General features: G+C 55.0%; 10 protein-coding genes. All 10 read left to right on the top strand.

From position 1 onward, the window contains the following. Window position 1: 1 nt before the first annotated feature. Genes ACJ8QI_RS11960 through ACJ8QI_RS11915 form a run of 10 tightly spaced genes read left to right on the top strand, consistent with a single transcriptional unit; the run spans window position 2 to window position 18932 of the window. Window positions 2–4978, top strand: a complete 4977-nt coding sequence (locus ACJ8QI_RS11960) for an amino acid adenylation domain-containing protein (protein WP_442532544.1) — start codon at window positions 2–4, stop codon at window positions 4976–4978. Next, window positions 4975–11280 (top strand): amino acid adenylation domain-containing protein, encoded by a 6306-nt coding sequence (locus ACJ8QI_RS11955; protein WP_442532543.1) that lies wholly within the window; start codon window positions 4975–4977, stop codon window positions 11278–11280. Before ACJ8QI_RS11960 ends, ACJ8QI_RS11955 begins: the two co-directional genes overlap by 4 nt. Further along, window positions 11277–11702: a carboxymuconolactone decarboxylase family protein gene (locus ACJ8QI_RS11950; RefSeq protein WP_442532542.1), complete on the top strand. Its 426-nt coding sequence runs from the start codon at window positions 11277–11279 to the stop codon at window positions 11700–11702. Before ACJ8QI_RS11955 ends, ACJ8QI_RS11950 begins: the two co-directional genes overlap by 4 nt. Beyond that, window positions 11689–12537, top strand: a complete 849-nt coding sequence (locus ACJ8QI_RS11945) for a hypothetical protein (RefSeq protein WP_442532541.1) — start codon at window positions 11689–11691, stop codon at window positions 12535–12537. Before ACJ8QI_RS11950 ends, ACJ8QI_RS11945 begins: the two co-directional genes overlap by 14 nt. Then, complete coding sequence (locus ACJ8QI_RS11940) at window positions 12534–13769, top strand: MFS transporter (RefSeq protein WP_442532540.1); 1236 nt, start codon at window positions 12534–12536, stop codon at window positions 13767–13769. Before ACJ8QI_RS11945 ends, ACJ8QI_RS11940 begins: the two co-directional genes overlap by 4 nt. Then, window positions 13762–14301: a hypothetical protein gene (locus ACJ8QI_RS11935; RefSeq protein ID WP_261450698.1), complete on the top strand. Its 540-nt coding sequence runs from the start codon at window positions 13762–13764 to the stop codon at window positions 14299–14301. Before ACJ8QI_RS11940 ends, ACJ8QI_RS11935 begins: the two co-directional genes overlap by 8 nt. Beyond that, window positions 14235–15911: an AMP-binding protein gene (locus ACJ8QI_RS11930; RefSeq protein ID WP_442532539.1), complete on the top strand. Its 1677-nt coding sequence runs from the start codon at window positions 14235–14237 to the stop codon at window positions 15909–15911. Before ACJ8QI_RS11935 ends, ACJ8QI_RS11930 begins: the two co-directional genes overlap by 67 nt. Next, window positions 15908–16612, top strand: a complete 705-nt coding sequence (locus ACJ8QI_RS11925) for a thioesterase II family protein (protein ID WP_442532538.1) — start codon at window positions 15908–15910, stop codon at window positions 16610–16612. The genes ACJ8QI_RS11930 and ACJ8QI_RS11925 overlap by 4 nt, the downstream gene beginning before the upstream one ends. Next, on the top strand, window positions 16609–18306 hold the full coding sequence (locus tag ACJ8QI_RS11920; protein ID WP_097101751.1) for an NAD+ synthase: 1698 nt from the start codon (window positions 16609–16611) through the stop codon (window positions 18304–18306). Before ACJ8QI_RS11925 ends, ACJ8QI_RS11920 begins: the two co-directional genes overlap by 4 nt. Further along, entirely contained in the window at window positions 18303–18932 is a 630-nt protein-coding gene (locus ACJ8QI_RS11915; RefSeq protein WP_016927152.1) for a LysE family translocator, read from the top strand. The genes ACJ8QI_RS11920 and ACJ8QI_RS11915 overlap by 4 nt, the downstream gene beginning before the upstream one ends. Window positions 18933–18945: the final 13 nt, after the last annotated feature.

Here is an 18945-nt window from a genome sequence, read left to right as displayed (position 1 = left end):
TATGGTATCGCCGGTAGATCGTCTCGTCTGTTTTCATCATGTGATTCAATATTGGGCGCAAAAACGCCCGGAAACTATTGCTTTCCATTACTTGCCGGATGGGGAAAGTGTCACTACGACCCTGAGCTATGCACACCTGGACCGACAGGCTCGTCAGGTTGCGCAAATGTTACGCAATCATGACCTGAGTAAGCGGCCGGTACTGCTCCAGTTCCGGCCAGGCACTGACTTTATCGTGGCATTTTTCGGCTGTTTATACGCGGGAGCGATTGCCGTCTCTGCGTATCCACCGGGGAGCAACCGGTCGAAAACGGACCGCTTGCAAAAACTTATTGCCAGCAGTCAGGCCACCACAATTCTGACCAATCAGGAAACCCTGGCAGAGGTACAGCGTGAAAGTGAAGGTGAAGTTTTTACCATGCTCTGCCTGGAAGAGGCGTTGTCTGAAGAAAGTATTGAATGGCAAGAGACGGCTCTGACGGGGGAGGACATTGCTTTCCTGCAATATTCCTCAGGTTCTACCGGTGATCCGAAGGGCGTGATCGTCACTCATGCAAATCTGATGAGCAATCAGCGGGCTATCCGTCAGGGGATGGGCAATGGCGACCATACAGTGTTTGCCAGCTGGCTACCTCTGTTTCATGACATGGGACTTATCGGCAATGTCATGCAGCCGCTGTATCTGGGCGTAAGCTGCTGGCTGATGCCGCCGATGGCATTTTTGCAAAAACCACTGCGCTGGTTAAAGCTGATTTCTGAGGCGGGGGTGACCTGCACTGGGGGGCCGGATTTTGCCTATGCGTTGTGTGTAAATAAGGTGAGCGAAGCAGAGCGTGAAGGTTTAGATCTATCACGCTGGGCGGTGGCCTACAACGGTGCGGAGCCTATTCGCAGTGAAACCGTGGCACGTTTTCAGGCCGCCTATGCCCCTTATGGCTTGCAACCTGGGGCGATGTATCCCTGCTACGGTCTGGCGGAGGCGACGTTGTTCGTTTCTGGTGATCGGGCGGGGACGCCTCTGACCACGTTACTTATCGACAGCGAAGCGCTCAGTGCCGGTCTGGCACTGGCCAGCCAGGAGGGTAAAGGCGTCACGCTGGTTAGCAGCGGACATATCTGGGGGGAGATGCAAGTAGTTGTCGCCGATCCTCATAAGCTCACCCGCTGTGCAGACGGGCAGGTTGGTGAAATCTGGCTATTGGGTAACAGCGTCACTAAAGGGTACTGGAATGCGCCTGAAGCCAACTCAACGCTGTGGGCATCTTTGGCGCAAGAGCCGGACAAAAGCTACCTGCGTACCGGCGATCTGGGATTTCTCCATGAGGGCCAGCTGTATGTGACCGGACGCTTAAAAGAGGTGCTGATTGTCCGTGGTCGTAACCACTATCCGCAAGATATTGAACACACAGTGCAATGTGCCTGCCCTGAGTTTGTCAGCGGCAGCGGTGTGACGTTTATGGCGGGTGACGAACTGGTGGTCGTACAGGAAATCAGGCGCAGTGCCTTGCGTCACTTTGATTTTGAACGGGCGCTGGAACAAACCCGTAGCGCTGTTGCCCTGCAGCATGGCTTGACGCTGGCGCATCTGGTTGCTGTCAAACCCGGCACGGTAGCAAAAACGTCAAGCGGTAAACTGCGCCGGCGTTTTATGTGCAGCCAATGGCAAGCGGGGCAAATTTCAGCGATCGGCACCTCACACCGAGCAAAATCTTCAACGATCCGTGATTCGGCGCTTATCACGTTGCTGGGGGCCAAAGGGCTCAGCGTCCGGCCACAACATACGCTGAGCGAGCTGGGGATTGATTCGCTACAACGACTTGAATTGCACGCCTTTCTGGAACAGGAACTGAACAGGTCAATTCCGCTGGAATTATTACTCGACGATCTGACTCTGGACACTATCGATCAGCAGCTTCAGACGCAACCAGTTTCCGTGCTGGCGGACCAATCCCCGGAAGTTCACACAGAGCAAGTTTCGGAGATCACACCCTGGCAGCAGGCGATCTGGTTGCATCAGCAGGCTAATCCCGATACCGCATTCTACAATCTGGCGACGTTAGTCGATCTTCCTGACGGCGTTACATCACAACAGGTGCAACGTTCGCTGGATACACTGACCATTGCCCATCCACAGCTCTCTGCAACGCTGAATCACAACGAGTGGAGCATTGGCACCGGTGTGATGCTGGAATATGTGGATGTCTCTGGTTGGACACCGGCGCAGCGCACGGCATGGCTGATGGATTTCCGCTCACGTCCCTTCGATTTGGCTGCGACAGCTCCGTGGCGTTGTGCGCTGCTGTCCTCTGATGGACTGGGCAGCCAACTGGCACTGGCGGCTCATCATCTGGTTATCGACCACATGGCTGCACAGACGTTGTTAGCGGATTTGGCTCGGGTGGTCGCCGGAGAGCATTGCGTGACGGGAGATACCCCGTTGCCAGTTATGCTGGGTGCCTCTCACGCCAGTGCTGCCTCTGATCAAAAAGCCGATGCCAGTTGGCTGGCGTCGCTGATCATGGCGCCGGAGCAAATAGAATTCAATCTGCCTATACCGTCGCAACTGGCGGCGATGGCCAGCGTACGCCACATTTTGCCTGCGTCTGAGATCCAGGCGCTGAAACACCATACGAGGCTGACGAGAACGACGCTGCATGTTTTACTGGCCAGCGGGTTTGCCGCATTACTTGCACGCTACAGTGGTGAAACGCATATCACGCTGGGTGTGCCGGTTTCAGTCCGTACACCCCGGCAGGCGCAATGGGTGGGTAATGCGGTCAACATACTGCCATTGCCGTTGCAGTTAGATGAAGAGACGACCCTGAATACGTTGCTAGAACAGGTCACGGCAAAAACTCATTTGCTGCTGCGTCATCGTTTTCTGCCTTACCTTTCGCTGCTTGAGCAGGTGCGTGAGCATCAGCCACGTCGTAACAGCCTTTATCATGCTGTATTCGCATGCCAAAACGAAATGCCGCATTCCCCGCGTTTCATCCCCGCAGCGGCAGCGCAAAGTACATTTTCACTGCTGGTTTTCCCCTCACCGCAACAGATTGTACTAGAGCTGGAGTTTGAGCCAACCCGCTGTGATATCGCCACGGCACAACGGCTGTTGGGACATTTACAACAGTGGCTGAGCGAGGCTTTACGTCAGCCTGACACTGCAATTAACCGGTTGGGGTATCTGCCGGTCCATGAGCAGGCGGCACTAGGTCTGCTCTGGCGGCCTGCAGTGCCTGATTTACGCCGGGATGATGTGATAACCCGTTTCTGCCAACAGGCAGGGAAACATCCTGAGAAGATCGCTGTTGAAGACCGGAACGGCAATTGTTCTTATCGGGATTTACTGACACTGGCTGAAGGTTACTCGGCACTGCTGCATAAGCAGAATGTTCAGCCGGGCGAACGTATTGGCCTGGCCATGGCGCGCGATCGCCACCTGCCTGCAGCCATGCTGGCGATTCATGCCGCAGGAGCCAGCTACGTGCCCATGGATTTCAGCTACCCGGCGGAACGTCTGGCGATGATGATGGAAGACAGCCAGTGTCGTATCGTGATGACGCGTGAATGTGCACGATTCCCAGAGCATCGGGTCATTACTCCGGAAGATTTAATGCCGGAAGTCACAGGGCGCCTGGCTGCGGCACAGTCTGACTCTGTCGCTTATGTTTTGTACACTTCCGGCTCTACCGGCAGACCGAAAGGGGTCCAGGTAACACATGCCAATATCGCCGCGCTTCTGGACTGGGCACAGGGTTGCCTGAGTGATCAGGAGCGGGAGCGTGTACTGGCATCGACATCTGTCTGTTTTGACCTGTCGGTATTTGAAATTTTTGTGCCACTGTGTCTGGGCACCTGTTGCGTCATGGTTGAACGCATCCTCGATCTGGCCGTACATCCGGTGGATGTTTCGCTGGTGAACACCGTCCCCTCTGCTGTTGAAGCCCTGCTTCAGGCTGATGCTTTCCCTGAGCGCGCGCGGGTGGCGCTGGTGGCCGGTGAACCTTTCCGCCAGTCCCTGGTTGATCGCCTCCTGAGATGCGTACCGCTCCCAAGGCTACTGGATCTATACGGGCCGACTGAAGACACCGTTTATTCCACCTGCGCGCAGAGATATCTCGGCGGCGAAGAAACAATTGGGACCCCGCTCCCAGGTACCCGGGCTTATGTGCTGGACGAATTCCTGCAGCCTGTTGCGCAAAACATGCCGGGAGAGCTGTGGCTGGCTGGCGAGAAGCTGTCGCAAGGTTACCTGCAACAGCCTGAGCTGAATGCTGCCGCCTTTATGTTGCCTGCGGCGTTGAGTCATCTTGAAACCCGCGCCTACCGTACCGGTGATCGCGTCCGCCTCCTTCCTGACGGGCGTTTGGTTTATCTGGGACGCCTGGATCACCAGATAAAGTTGCACGGCTATCGTATCGAAATTGGCGAGATTGAACGCTGCTTGCTGCGTGCACCGGGCCTGCGTGAAGTCGTCGTCAATGTGATTGATAATCCTGCAGGACAAAAGCAGTTATCCGCATGGTACATCCCCGCAGGGCGTGACCCGGGCGCTGTGGCATTGCGCTGCCACCTTTTGCAGGTACTGCCAGAATGGATGGTGCCTTCGGCCTGGCTGGCGATGGATACATTCCCACAGACACCGAACGGCAAAATTGATCGTCGCGCCTTGCCGCAGCCTGTGGCGGGAGATTCTCCATCGCAGCCTTTGTTGCGTGAGGATGAACATCAACTGGCGGATTTGTGGCATCAGGTTTTGGGGCAGCGCCCTCTGAACCGGGAGGCGCATTTCGTCAGTCTGGGGGGGAATTCCCTGCTCGCTGTGCAACTCCGTCAGCGGTTAAGTCACTTCTTTGATGTCGAGATTCCAGTGGCTTTGCTGCTCAATCACCGAGTGCTGGGGGAACAGGCGGATGCCTTGAATGCCTATCTGCAACAGAACGCATCTCGCGATGATCTTGAGGAAATTTCATTATGAACCAGATAATTGCGCTCTATGAGCAGTTAACGGCGATGGGCGTAGCCCTGGAACAGGCCGGGGGAAAATTACGTATCCGGGCGCCGAAAGGGGTAATAAATGAAGAACTTAAAAACCGCTTACAGTTGCACAAGTCTGGGTTACTACAACTGTTGACCGGCGAAGGTGATGGTATACCTGCCAGTGAAGGACAGACCCGGCTTTGGTTGTGGCAACAACAACAGGCCGGTGATGCCTATCATCTGGCTCTGGGCTTGCAACTCTCGGGGCCACTGGATCCGGCATTGCTTTGCCGGAGTTTGAATGAAGAAATTGCGTCTCACCCAGCACTATGTACCCGGCTGGTAGAAACCGATCAGGGCTTATACCAGCGCCTTGCAAATGGACCTGCGGAGATTATTTTACGACAGGCTCCTGCCGGTACGCCGCAGGAGTGGCTGAATGCGCTGGCCGCTCCGGCTTTTGATTTAGCACAAGAGGCACCGCTTCGCGCGCAATTACTGCAGCGGAGCGAAAATTGTCATATGTTGCTGATGGTTTTTCATCATACGGCGCTTGATGGCTGGAGCCTGGGAATAGTGCTCAGCAGATTGGCTCAACGCTATCAGGGACAGGCACCGGCGGGAGAGAACCTGCCTTTATATCGGCGTGTCGCCGATACTCATGAGGCTGATACCTGGTGGGACGCCTACCTGCAAGATGCACCCGAACCTATCTTGTTCCCGTCAGCCGGACGTGAGCCATCGCAGACTGACCATCTGGTATTTCCCGTCGACGACGCGCTGTGGAAGCGTCTTTCAGATTTATCCGGCCAGAGCGGTATTAGCCTGCACCATTGGCTGAATGCGGTCTTCCATCTGCTGCTAAGTAAACTGTATGGAAAAAACGACACTATTTTGCAAACCCCTTATGCCAACCGCAATGACATGCAAGACTCCTCGCGCGTAGGGTTTCTGGTCAATACGCTGTTCAGTCGTGCGCGTATGAAACCTGAACAAACATTACATTCGCTGGTGCAGGCGCTGGCGGAGCAGACGCAGGAAAGCATGCTTCACAGTCACGCCTCATATCGGGAGCTAATGTTCCGGCACCCGAATGCCGTAAGCAATATTATGTTCAGCCTTGAAAGTGATCTTACTGACGGGTTTGCATTGCCCGGCATTGATATCAGCCTGATTCGTTATCAGCCCCGGCAACCCAAGTTTGACCTGATGCTTACTGTCATTCCGGGTAAAAAGCCGCAGTGCCTGTTCGAATTCCGTAAGGGGGCATTAACGTCTCAGGAAGTGAGCAGAATGGGCGAGGCCTATCTGCGCCTTTTGCAACAAATGGCAGAGGCGCCTTACGCGCCGCTTCAGGCAACACGTCTCTGGACGGATACCGGATTACCGGTGCTGCCGCAAGCGCCGGATAGCATACTGGCGCGCATTGAACGGCAGGTCAAACGGACGCCACAGGGCATCGCCGTCGCACAAGGAGATGAATACTGGTCTTATGCGCGACTGTGGGCAAGAGTCGGGCGAATAGTGGAATGGCTGCGTGCGGAGGGAGTTTGCCCTGGCTCCAACGTAGGCATTTGCCTGCCTGCCGGACCGCAGTCGTTGGCGGCGACCTTAGGTGTCCTGGCCGCCGGGTGTGCCTATGTGCCATTGGATAATCAACAACCTCAAGCGCGTTTACAAGGCATGATTGCGGATGCCGGGCTGGTCCGGGTGATTGATCCACACACTCTCCCTGCGGGAGAGTGTGCTGAGGATTGGGTGCCGTGCTCTCCTTCACCGCTTGACCCTGCCTGGCTGATATTTACCTCCGGTTCAACGGGAACGCCTAAAGCAGCGATTGTGCATCACGGAGGGGTGTCGCGCCTGTTGGACTGGTATCTGCAAGAGCTTACGCAAGAAGAGCCGATGCACGCACTGTTGATCAGCAATACGTCTTTCGATTTAACGCAAAAAAATCTGTTTGCGCCACTCATGTGTGGCGGGCAGGTCCTTTTCCCTGTGATGGAGCAGTTTGATCCCCAGGCCATTCTGGCTGCTCTGACGCAATTCCGTGCCACCGTCATTAACTGTACGCCGACAGCGTTTATCTCTCTACTGCAAGAATCTAGAGAACGGGACTATGTCGCACTTGACTCCCTGCGGTATGTGGTGCTCGGAGGGGAACCGATCCTGCTGGCACCTCTTCGCCAGTGGCAACAACAACGACCGACACCATGCCATTTCATTAACAGTTACGGGCCGACAGAGTGTGCCGATGTGGTGGCTTGGCACCGGCTGAAGCGTCCTTTGGACGCACGGGATAATCCCGTCCCCATCGGGCGGCCTGTTCCGGGGGCTGTTCTTTCTGTGGTCGATCTTCACGGGCAGCCCCTGCCGCCGGGTACCACAGGTGAACTGATGATCGACGGGGACGGCGTCGGGCTGGGGTATCACCAACGGCCCGATATCACAGCTCGACAGTTTTTACCCGCGGGCTGCGGCGTCAACCATCGGCGTTATTTAACCGGCGACCGCGCTCAATTACGCGAAGACGGCAATCTTTACTATCTCGGCCGCAGCGATCGCCAGATAAAGCTTAATGGCTATCGTATTGAAATTGAAGAAATCGAAGCCGCATTACTGGCCACAGGTTTGGTGGATAAAACAGCCGTTGCCTTACGTGAAGATACCCGCTGTCATGCCATTCTGGTTGCTTTTTATTGCAGTACCCAACCCGATTTAACTGAGCGGAACTTGCGCGATGCACTCAGTCAGCGGCTGGCGCACTATCAGATGCCGGCACGTTACGTGCTGCTGGATGATATGCCGCTGACGCGCAGTGGAAAAATTGACCGTAACGCGTTACCACAGACTCTGCCGCCGGGCCAATATGTTTCGTCGGAGGGTATGTTACATCCGGGGCTGGAGAAGGAGGTAGCGGAGATCTGGCAATCATTGCTGGGCTGTCTGGTTGAGGATCGTGATGCCGATTTTTTTGCGCTTGGCGGGCATTCACTACTGGCGATGGAAATGGTGCGCGAAGTCCGTCGTCGTCTTAAGCGACCTGCGCGTACCGGTCTGTTGCTGCAAAAGCCTCGTCTTGCCGATTTTGCCGATGCGCTGGCCCGGTTACCCGTGGATCAACCTTTACCGGCAACTGTGTACACCCGTGATCCCCATGCGCAGCATCCTCTTACCGCGATGCAGCAAAGGTTGTGGTTCCTTTGGCGTCTCGGCGGGGCGGGCAGCGATTATTCCATGTGTGCCGCCTGGCAACTGGAGGGCATGCTGGACAGCTCCCGGTTGCAGAATGCACTGGCCGCAGTGGTCGCGCGGCATGAAATCCTTGGCAGTCGGTTGATTGAGGATCAACAGGGACCCCGTTACGCTGTCTCGCTACAGGATGGTCCGGTAGCACTGGAAGAGTATGACATTACCGAAGGGGATTTCCCGGCGTTCCGTCAGCGGTTTCATGCGGAACCTGTCGATCTGGCACAGGATCGTTTTATCCGTTTTGCGCTGGTGCATACGGCACAAAAACGTCACTACCTGTTGGTTAATCTGCATCATATTGCCGCTGATGGGTTGTCATTGCCGGTGCTGATGGAGGATTTACAGGCTGCATGGCAGAACGTTCTTCCTGTCGAACCTGCGCCACAGTTTTCCGGGTTAATCCGCCTACGTGAGATGAATTATCCGGGGTTACGCGAGCACTGGAAAAGCTGGCTGACCGATGCGCCGCAAACGTCACTGTTTCCGGCGGATGGTGCAGAGGGGCAATATCCGGGGCGTGAGGCAGGGGTCCAAAAACTGGAACTGTCACCACAACAGTGGCAGCGCGTCAGGCAACAGGCGCGCCAATGGAACGTCACGCCGTTTATTGTGATGTTAAGCAGCTGGTTCATTTTGTTGCAGCGATACAGTCGTCAGGATGATCTGATTCTGGGCGTACCGGTTGCACTGCGTGATGATCCTGACAGTGACCGGGTCATCGGTCCATTGCTTAATAACATCCCGTTGAGGGTGCAGTGTGATAGCGCCCTGTCAACAGAAGAGATCGTTCGTCGGGTGGCGTCATCCTTTGATCAGGCCATGAGCGCAGCCGAACTGCCTTTTGAAGAGATTGTGGATGTCGTCAATCCGTTACGAAATGCACAACAGTCACCTTTATTTCAGATTCAGGTGGTGGAAGATCCGGCTAACCTGAGCAGACTGGAACTTGAGGGGATAAAAGTCACTGCCTGTCCTGCGTTGTCGCAGCAGGCAAAATATGATCTTAACGTTCATTTCCAACCGCAGGACGAGGCCTTCAGCGGTTATCTCGCTTATCGCACGGCTTTGTATGGCAAAGACACGATGGCCCGGTTGGCACAGGCCTGGCAACGGCTGCTCATCGCCATGTTGGCAACACCTCAGGAAGCTACGGGCAAACTGAGTCTTCTATCCGCAGAGGATTTTGCGGGCCAGCAGGAAAGGTTGTGCCACACCGACCTCTCGCTCGATACCACGGGCACATTGCATGGGCTATTCGAGCAACAGGTGCAGCGCACGCCGCAGGCGACGGCGGTCATAGGGCCTGACGGCAGCCTCAGCTACACGCAACTTGATGAGTGGGCCAACCGGCTGGCACATGGCCTTATCGCCGCAGGGGTGTCCTCCGGTGACTGTGTTTCCGTGTGTCTGCCACGCAGTGCCGCCCGAATTGCGGTGCTATATGGCGTACTTAAAGCGGGCGGTATGTATCTGCCTGTCGATCCGCAGTGGCCCGCAGAACGACAATCTTTGGTACGCGATCAGGCACGACCTACGCTGCATATTGACGAGCATTGCCTTGCATTACTTGCGGAAGGGCAGCCTGACACGGCGGTGAACCGGAGGGTTGATGCACAGATGTGCTGTTATCTGATGTACACCTCAGGCTCCACCGGTGTACCAAAAGGTGTGCCTATCCGGCACGGAGGCGTGGCGCACGACTTACTGTTCCTGATCCGCCGTCTGGCGCTGGGGACGGGCGACCGTGTGCTGCAACTCACGTCTTTCAGTTTTGATCCCGCTGTGCGCGATCTGTTCGCCACTCTAGCCTGTGGTGCAACCGCTATTTTGCCTGATGATGCCACGGCAACGCATCCGGCACGCATTCTGACCCTGATGGCCGAACATCGCGTCAGTCATGTGCTGTCGATGGTCCCTACGTTACTGCGTGCATTGCTGGCAGAAAACCAGGCCCTTGGCGCACTGCGGGTACTTATGCTTAACGGCGAACGGCTGCGCGGTGACGATCTCACTCATTCCCGGCGTGTTTTTGGTCAACAGCTTACTCTTATCAATCAGTACGGGCCTACTGAAGCCACCATGACCAGCGCCACACATGTCGCGACCCCTGGCGATGAACAGGCACTGACCGTGCCACTGGGTATTGCCAATCCCAATACGCAATTGCTGGTGATGGATGAGCAAGGGATGGTTTTGCCAGAGGGGGCAGTGGGTGAAATTTGCATTGCCGGACCAGGTTTGTCAGAAGGGTATTTCGGACAGAACTCCTCGGAAACGTTTGTCTGGCGCACCTTACCCGATGGCGAACGCCGCCGATTCTACCGCAGTGGTGACCTTGGACGCTGGAACAATGACGGTGTACTGACCTTCCTGGGGCGACTGGATTTCCAGGTCAAATTGCGCGGTAACCGTATCGAACTGGGTGAAATTGATGCCTGTCTGGGGCAACTGCCGGAAATACGTCACTGCGCAGTTAATGTGATTGGTGATGAACGAAACCCTGTGCTGGCGGCCTGGATTGCGGAAAGTTCACCGGGCGCGGTAAAGCTCGATACCCTGAAACAGGCGCTGATGACAAAACTGCCTGCCTACATGGTGCCTTCAAGTTTCACGCTTTTGCCAGAACTGCCTTTAACGGCCAGCGGCAAGGTGGATCGCCGTCGTTTACCCCAGCAAATCCCCCAGCAATCACGGGGAAAAGTTACTCCGCTCACCTCTGACGAACGGGTTATCGCTGAAGTCTGGCAACAGTTGCTTGAACTAAACGCGCTGCCCGATTGTGACACCAATTTTTTCGAGATGGGTGCCAATTCATTGATGATGGTACAGGCCAGCGAGCGGATCACCCGAGCGTTAGGCCGCCCTCTGGCGGTCGTTGATCTGTTTGCTAACCCTAACATCAGGGCGCTGAGTCGATCCCTTGCACAAAAGGTAACCGGGCCACAAGTGCTCTCCGATATCAATACGCATGCCAGCAAACGCCGCGCCGCGCTGGCGCAAGTTCGCGAACGCCGTACACCCGTTCAGACACAAAGGAATAACTCATGAGCAACACTCACCCGGATCGCCTGACACGTGGTATGCAAACTATTGAATCTTTGGCATTGCCGATGGGTAACCCGCACGGGCTTCTGCACGGGATGCGTCTGCATGCCCCTAAGTTTAAACAACATTTCTTGCAGGAACTGGGCGATCATTTTGTAACAGAACAGGCTGTCGATGAGAAAACCCGCGTTCTGTTGTCGTTAGTACTGGCCTGCACGGCAGGTACGCCTGCTGCATTGCTGGAGTTTTGTACCGGTGCGGCATTAAGACAGGGTTGGCAGCGGGAACAAGTTTTGAACGCGGTTGAACTTACGGCGTTATTTAACGGCTGGCCGGCGGCGATTGAAGCGACTCAGACCGTAATAGCGACCTTCGGCAAACTTGATACTGTCACTCAGGAGACTCAAAAAAATGACGCACGCTGAGGCACATGGCCGCTTCTTTCCGCTGGATGAACACGGATACATTGTCAATGACACCTCACACAGTTATTTTCCGGCTGAATTTGGTCAACGGTTGGTCGGGGCGTTCCAGCATGCTTTTCCGTCCGGGCTGCGGGCCGTTTATCTGCGAGGTTCAGTGGCACGCGGCACGTTTGTACCGCATCTGTCTGATCTGGACGCCTTTGCCGTCCTCGATGATGCGTGCCCGACAGAGCCGTTAGCCATAGAGGCTGCCTTGGCTGCTGAATTACGCACATTACTCCCAGGGGTGACGGAGCTGGAATTTACCACCTGCCATGAATACGAAGTGTTGGGCAATTATCTGGGGGTATGGCCATTTTTTATTAAAACCCAATCACTGCTGCTTTACGGGGTGGATTATGCCTCTCTGCTGGCGCCTTATCGACCCGGCGTTGCCATCATGGGGGAGGCGTTGTGGCTACCTCAGCGGGTCGCTGAATATCAGCGGCGTCTGATCCAGCGTGAATGGCAGGCAAAGCCGCAGTTTCTGTGCGAATGGATGATGAAGGCAGTGGTCCGCGCCGCGTTCGAGCTGACTATGGAACAACAGCATTGCTACACACGGGATCTAGCACTTTGCTGTCAGGTATTTTGCATGCAGTACCCACATCAGGCCGGTCTGTGCCGTCAGGCAATGGCATGGGCCATTTCGCCGGATGAGGATCTTGCCGGTCAGCAGCGGTTGCTTGGCGAATTCTGCCCCTGGATAGAAAAACAATCGAAACGTTTGATGGTTGAGTATCGCCTTGATCCCACTGATTACCATCTAGCCCCTGCCGGGGAGGGCGCTCCATGAGCAATCTTACTGAAACACTGCGTAATAAAAGTCTGCAAACCATCTGGTCAGCGGTTTTGATCAGTACACTGGGTAATTTTTTACTGATGCTTTCACTGTCAGTTTATGTATGGCGGATCACCGGCAGTAATTTTCTGGCATCGGCAGTTTTTGCCGTGCAGTGGGGAGCTATTATATTTTCCGCGCCGCTGGTCAGTCGCCTTTTGCAACGTATTCCTGCTGCCAGACTGGCTGCGGGAAGTGAGTGGTTGGGGGGCGTGGTGTCACTGGCAATAGGCCTGAGCTATCAGCATTTGTGGCTAATATTTGTACTTCTCGCTTTGCGCGGGCTGGTGGAAAGCCTCAGTAAAGCGGCGCGTGTGGTTGCGCTTAAAAGTAGTGTTCCCGCGCCTTTATTGGGGCGTGCTGCATCGCTGTTCGGTACCGGGACTTTTATCGGTATTGCCGTCGGCTCTTTGCTTGGGGCTGCATTAGTGGAAAAAGTCTCGTTGGAATGGGTAGCATTCATTGACAGTCTGACTTTCGTGGTCTCAGGCAGTCTGTATTTCCTGTTATGGCTTCGTAACCGAGGAATGGAAAGCGCTGCGCCAGCTAGCAGTGGCAGCGCATTACGCCCGGCATTCGATGCACTGCGTCAACAACCCCAACTGCGCCGGCAATTTGTCTGGGTGATCCTGACCACGGCACTTTTGCAGGGGTTTCATAATGTCGCGCGGACCCTGTTGCCCATCAATCTTCTGGGACTGGGGGAAGAGGGGGTCATGTTGCTGCAGGCGATCGCCAGTGCCAGTTTCTTTTTCGGTGCGTTAGTGGTGGCTTTGCTGATGCAGGGTGAAAACCAAAGCTGGCGTAATCAACCGTGGCTTATTGCGTTACTGAGCATTGTGCTGATGCAGTTCTCGCTGTTGACGCCTGTGGTTTGGTTGAGTCTGACCGGCTACGCACTCTATCTGTTTGTCTTCGAGATAGCCTTCACCTTCTGTCAGAAAAATATGATTGTTCAATGCCCTCAGTCGGCGATGGCGGCGGTGTCATCCAGTGCGTTATCGATTTCCACGCTCGGTATGGTGCTGGCTATTATTGTGGGTGGGGCGCTTTCTGACCGGGTTGGGCTGGTCGCGACGGGCTGGGTATTCTGCGCGCTGTTTGCTGCAGTTTTGTTGTGGGTCGAATTGCCTTACTGGCTGGGGAAAAACCAACGTTCAACGCTGGAGGAGCAGGCAAATGATTAACTGGTTGCGCAGCGATTTGAGCGAAAAGCTGGTGTGGTGGATGAAACCTGGCGCTGACAATACGCCGTTGTCTGACCTGCTGACCATCCTGCAACGCGGAACGCTGACGGGTGAACTTCCTCCCTACATTTTAGGAGAACGCCGCTGCATCGCTTTTACTGAAATTCCCCTTATTCAGGCTGCACGGCTGCTGCTCAATGCGCGGTCGGCGGGGTTAAATTTTGCACCTTACGGGTTGCAGTTCGATCGCAATGCCATGTTTGCCAAGGGAGCACGGCAAACCATCCATCAACCTTTGTTTGAGGCGGAGTGCCTTAGTGCAGATCAACGTTTTCGTCACGTCACGCTGGTACCGGAAAACGGGGTGGACTTCACATGGAAGCGCGAATGGCGGCTGCCGGTGGATGAGTACGTATTTGACGCAGACCAGTGCACGCTGATTTTGCCCGACCGTCAGGCATTGCAATGGTTAAGACAGCATTTTTCATCGCCAATGACTGGCAACGTACTTCTTCTGGAGGATCTTTTATGACCCTGGCATTGTCCCACGGCGCATCACCACAGCATAGTTTATGGTCGCTCAACTCCCTGCAAGACGCACTCCGGTTGGCAGCGCGTCATCCGGATAATGGGATTGAAACCCTGAATGCTGAAGGAGAGCGCTCGTTCTGGCGCTACGCAGATTTTTATCCACAGGCTATTGCTGCCAGTCATGCGTTGGCAGAAGCGGGAATAAAGCCGGGGGAACGGGTTTTGTTGCGCCTGCTCTGCCCAGCAGATTTTGTACTTTCTCTCTGGGGATGTTTGTTGCTCGGTGCTGTTGCGGTACCGATTGCCGCCGGACAACCCTGGCCGGAGAATGAGCAAGCGTTAACACAAGCACTGGCAGCCCTGAAGTTAATTCGCCCTGCTGCAATGATTGGTGCGGGTCGAGATCTGGCGCATTTCCGGTTGCTCCAGAAAAACATGCCGCAGGCACAGATGCCTGTTATTGACGTTGCGATGTTACGTGCACGGCCTGCCAGTCGTGAACTGACCCGGACGGTAGCACGAGGTGATGATTTAGCCGTCATTTTCCCTACATCAGGCTCTACCGGGCAACCCAAGCTGGTGACTCAAAGTGTCCGTGCATTGCTCGCGATGGCAGCAGGAAGCGCGCAGATGAATAATTTTACGGAACAGGATGTCTTCCTGAACTGGATGCCTATGGAACACGTTGGTTCAGTGGCATTTTTGGGTATTTTGCCTACCTGCTGCGCGGCGCAACAAATCCATCTGGCCACCGCCTGGGTAGAAGCCGATCTGGGGCGTTTTCCTCGCCAGGTCGCACAGAACCGGGCAACAGTCGGTTGGGTACCTAATCATGTCTTCAGCCAACTGGCACAATGCCAGGCTGCACCTGACTGGGACTTCAGCAGCCTGCGTTTTCTGGTTAATGCCGGAGAAAGTATCAGTGACCAGATGGTTCACTGTGTCAGGCAATTCGCAGGTTATGGGTTAACGGCTGCTGCATTGCGGCCCGCATTCGGCATGTCAGAAACTTGCTCGGGGCTGACCTGGTCAGATGGCGATGGCCAGCGGATCAGTGGTTATGTCGATTCAGGTATGCCTATCCCCGGAGCAAGTTTGCGTGTCACGGGTGCGAAGGGAGAGTTACTCCGGGAAGGTGAGGTGGGCGATTTGCAGGTCCGAGGTCCTTCCGTGACTCGGGGATACTTTAACGGTGAGGCCGAAAGCTGCTTCCTGCCCGAGGGCTGGTTTGTGACAGGCGACCGCGCATTTCTGCAGCAAGGGCGATTGTATATCACCGATCGTGAGGGCGATGCTATTGAGGGTATCGCGATGCCCGGTTATCAGCTTGAAGCCGAGCTGGAACGGTTGCCAGGCGTCCGTGCTGGCTACACCGCTGTCTGTATGGCAGCCGGACTCATCGGTATTTTTTACGTCGTCCAGACGGGGGCCGATGCCCAGACGGTAGCCAGCCGGATAGCGCAGCGTGCAGGCGAAATTATCGACGCAGTGCCGTACCGTTTGTTCCGGTGTGAAAGCCAGAACATACCACGGACATCCATCGGCAAAATTCAACGTAAGGTATTGCGCCGTCGTCTGGCTGGGATGATTGAACAGGAAGCCGTTGAATGAAATGTCATGCATTCGGTTATGCTGGCAGCAGCGATAACGCTTTCATCTCGCTTAATGCCGGATGGCCACGGGCATTATCGCTGCGACAGTACGTCTATCCCGGGCGAGGAAGTCGTGTATCGGCCGATTTTGCTGCCTCGCTGGGATTATTAGCACGCCAGGCGGCACAAGAGATCGCTGCAGAGCAGCCGGTGGTACTGCTAGGTTACAGTCTTGGGGCGCTGGTGGCTTATGAAACGGCACGGGTCCTTCGTAGCAAGAATAAGCAGGTGGCAGCGCTGGTGGTCTGCGCGATGAATGCACCACATTGCCAACAGCCGTCCCGACAGGTGCATCAGATGGATTTGCCTGAACTGACTCGTTATCTGGCAGACCTCGGTGGTACACCGCCGGAAATTCTGCGCTCAACAGAACTGATGGCTTGGTTTGCTCCGGCAATACAGGCCGATTATCGTTTACTCGACGGCTATCTGCCGCCTTCGGAAGGCGCTCTGGACTGCCCGATCGTGGCACTTTATGGTGAAGACGATCCGCTGACGACGCTGACGGGGATTAAGGAATGGCGTCGTTGCACCCGTGCCTCTTTCGAATGCGCCAGCCTTCCTGGCGGACACTTCTTCCTGCAGAATCAGCCTGAAACCATGACTTCTTTGTTATTCAATCTGTTACCTTCCCTCACGCTGAAGGAAATATCTGTATGAACGCAGATCTTTGTTTCGAATTTTGTGCGATGAACAGCCGCGTCGGTGACATTGCCGGCAACAGTCAGCGTATTCAGCAAGCCTGGCAGCAGGCGCGGGCACGTCATGCTGACTTGCTGTTTTTACCAGAGATGGCGCTGTCCGGCTATCCGGCTGAAGATCTGGTGTTGAGGCGCGCCTTTATGCAGCAGATCGAGCAGGAAGTTACTGCTCTGGTGGCACTGTCGGTCAGCGCGGATACGGCATTAATGCTGACGACACCGTGGTATGACCAGGGAAAACTGATCAATAGCGCGTTGCTGATTGATAAGGGGAGGATTGTACAGATTATCGCCAAGTGCGAACTGCCTAACTACGGCGTTTTTGATGAAGCGCGCTGGTTTCAGCCGGGGCAGTCACCTTGTCCGGTGACGTTCCGGGGGCAACAACTGGGGGTGATGATCTGTGAAGATGCCTGGTTGCCACGTCTAGCCCGACAACTGGAACGTGCCGGAGCGACGGTGCTTATTTCTCTCAATGCTAGCCCGTGGACACAAAACAAACGAGCCCAGCGCCTGCAAGTGTTGCGCCAGCGGGTCAGTGAAACCCGTCTTCCGCTAATTTATCTGAATCTGCTGGGAGGACAGGATGAACTGGTATTCGACGGGGGTGGTGCCGTATTGAATGCGCAGGGGAGTGTGGTCATGCATTGGCCCGCCTGGCAGGAACAGTCATTCACCGTTTATCTCGACAGACAAAGTGGTCAGCCGCGTCTGATGCAGTCTGTGCCAGAGCCCGATGAGGATCCGCTTGCGGATTTGTACCATGCATTGCTGTTAGGCTTACGTGATTACGCCGTGAAAAATGGTTTTGGCAGCGTATTGCTGGGGCTTTCTGGCGGTATTGATTCAGCACTAGTGGCGGTACTGGCCGCTGATGCCTTGGGTGTCGGGCAGGTTCGTGCAGTGATGTTACCTTCACGTTATAGCAGTCACGGAAGTATGGCGGATGCGCGGGAACTGGCGCAACGCTGCGGTATCATGCTTTATTCACTGCCGATAGCAGAACCGCATGCCGCATTAGAACAGACGCTTTCCTGGTTCCTGGGGGATGAACCCTTACAAGACCTCACGGAGCAAAATCTTCAGGCTCGCATCCGTGGTACGCTCCTGATGGCGTTATCTAATCAGTGGGGCTCTCTGCTGCTCTCTACGGGGAATAAGTCCGAAGTTGCCGTGGGGTATTGCACGCTGTATGGCGATATGTGCGGGGGCTTTAATCCCATCAAGGATGTCTACAAAACGCTGGTCTATGCCCTCTGCCAGTGGCGTAACCAATATCAGCCTCAGCAGGGATACCTGCGGGCGACGGATGTGATCCCACAAGCGATTCTGACCAAAGCGCCCAGCGCGGAATTGAAGCCGGGTCAGCAGGACAGTGACAGCTTGCCGCCTTACGAAACCTTGGATGCCTTGTTACGGCTTTTGATCGAAGAAAACCTTTCCTGCGACGAACTTAAGGCTAAGGGTTTTTCGTCTGAGGATATCCATCGGGTCGCGGGGTTGTTGGAGAGAGCTGAATACAAACGGCGCCAGGCTGCGCCGGGAATTAAAATCAGTGAGCTAGCACTTTCAAGAGAGCGGCGCTATCCCATCACTAACGGCTTCGTTTTGTCGGCGAATCACACTGCAAGCGAGGTTTTAAACGCATCATGATTGTGTCGAACATGTTGTTAACTTTTGTTCTCACTAATTTGGCGTTAAACGTAACGCCTGGTCCGGCGGTGATCCAGGTTACGAGCCATGCGTTTACTCAGGGCTGGCAGCGGGCGCAACTGTCAGTGTTGGGCATTTTGTGTGGTAACGCGCTGTATTGTCTGCTTTCTGCCGTGGGGTTGGGGGCATTGTTGATGGCGTGGCCGCATGTTTATCAGATCCTGCGCTATGCTGGGGCACTGTATCTGGTCTGGCTGGCGTTAAAACGTTTGTGGCAATCCTCCAGAGGTTCTGCCCTGAAAATTGCACACAAAGAGGTGTATTCCTTATCTTCCCTATTCCGTGAAAGTTTTCTGTTGCAGCTTTCTAACCCTAAATCGCTCCTGTTTTTCTGCGCGCTGTTGCCGGTATTCATTGGCGTCTCTGACGGACAGGGCGGGATAGCTATCCTGCTGCTCGGGCTGTTGGCTATCGCGTTGGAATATCCTGTGTTGCTCGGCTACACGCTGGTCAGTTCGACTCTGGCAAAACGGATAAATCAGGGAAATGACCGCGGACGCAGAGTGATCGATGTGATTTGCGCGTTTCTATTGCTGTCTTCAGCATCACTGGTGCTTTTTGCCTGAGGGATACGGGGTT

This window comes from Serratia sp. CY84636 (assembly GCF_052166245.1).
In the GTDB taxonomy this organism is placed as follows: domain Bacteria; phylum Pseudomonadota; class Gammaproteobacteria; order Enterobacterales; family Enterobacteriaceae; genus Serratia; species Serratia nevei.
The sequence above is the reverse complement of the archived record's forward strand: the minus strand, read 5'-3'. Positions and strand labels throughout refer to the sequence as shown.

Bases quoted from the DNA above. Each gene is read 5' to 3' on its own strand.
- ACJ8QI_RS11960 (WP_442532544.1), top strand. From the start codon at position 2: ATGGTATCGCCGGTAGATCGTCTCGTCTGTTTTCATCATGTGATTCAA.
- ACJ8QI_RS11955 (WP_442532543.1), top strand. From the start codon at position 4,975: ATGAACCAGATAATTGCGCTCTATGAGCAGTTAACGGCGATGGGCGTA.
- ACJ8QI_RS11950 (WP_442532542.1), top strand. From the start codon at position 11,277: ATGAGCAACACTCACCCGGATCGCCTGACACGTGGTATGCAAACTATT.
- ACJ8QI_RS11945 (WP_442532541.1), top strand. From the start codon at position 11,689: ATGACGCACGCTGAGGCACATGGCCGCTTCTTTCCGCTGGATGAACAC.
- ACJ8QI_RS11940 (WP_442532540.1), top strand. From the start codon at position 12,534: ATGAGCAATCTTACTGAAACACTGCGTAATAAAAGTCTGCAAACCATC.
- ACJ8QI_RS11935 (WP_261450698.1), top strand. From the start codon at position 13,762: ATGATTAACTGGTTGCGCAGCGATTTGAGCGAAAAGCTGGTGTGGTGG.
- ACJ8QI_RS11930 (WP_442532539.1), top strand. From the start codon at position 14,235: ATGGTTAAGACAGCATTTTTCATCGCCAATGACTGGCAACGTACTTCT.
- ACJ8QI_RS11925 (WP_442532538.1), top strand. From the start codon at position 15,908: ATGAAATGTCATGCATTCGGTTATGCTGGCAGCAGCGATAACGCTTTC.
- ACJ8QI_RS11920 (WP_097101751.1), top strand. From the start codon at position 16,609: ATGAACGCAGATCTTTGTTTCGAATTTTGTGCGATGAACAGCCGCGTC.
- ACJ8QI_RS11915 (WP_016927152.1), top strand. From the start codon at position 18,303: ATGATTGTGTCGAACATGTTGTTAACTTTTGTTCTCACTAATTTGGCG.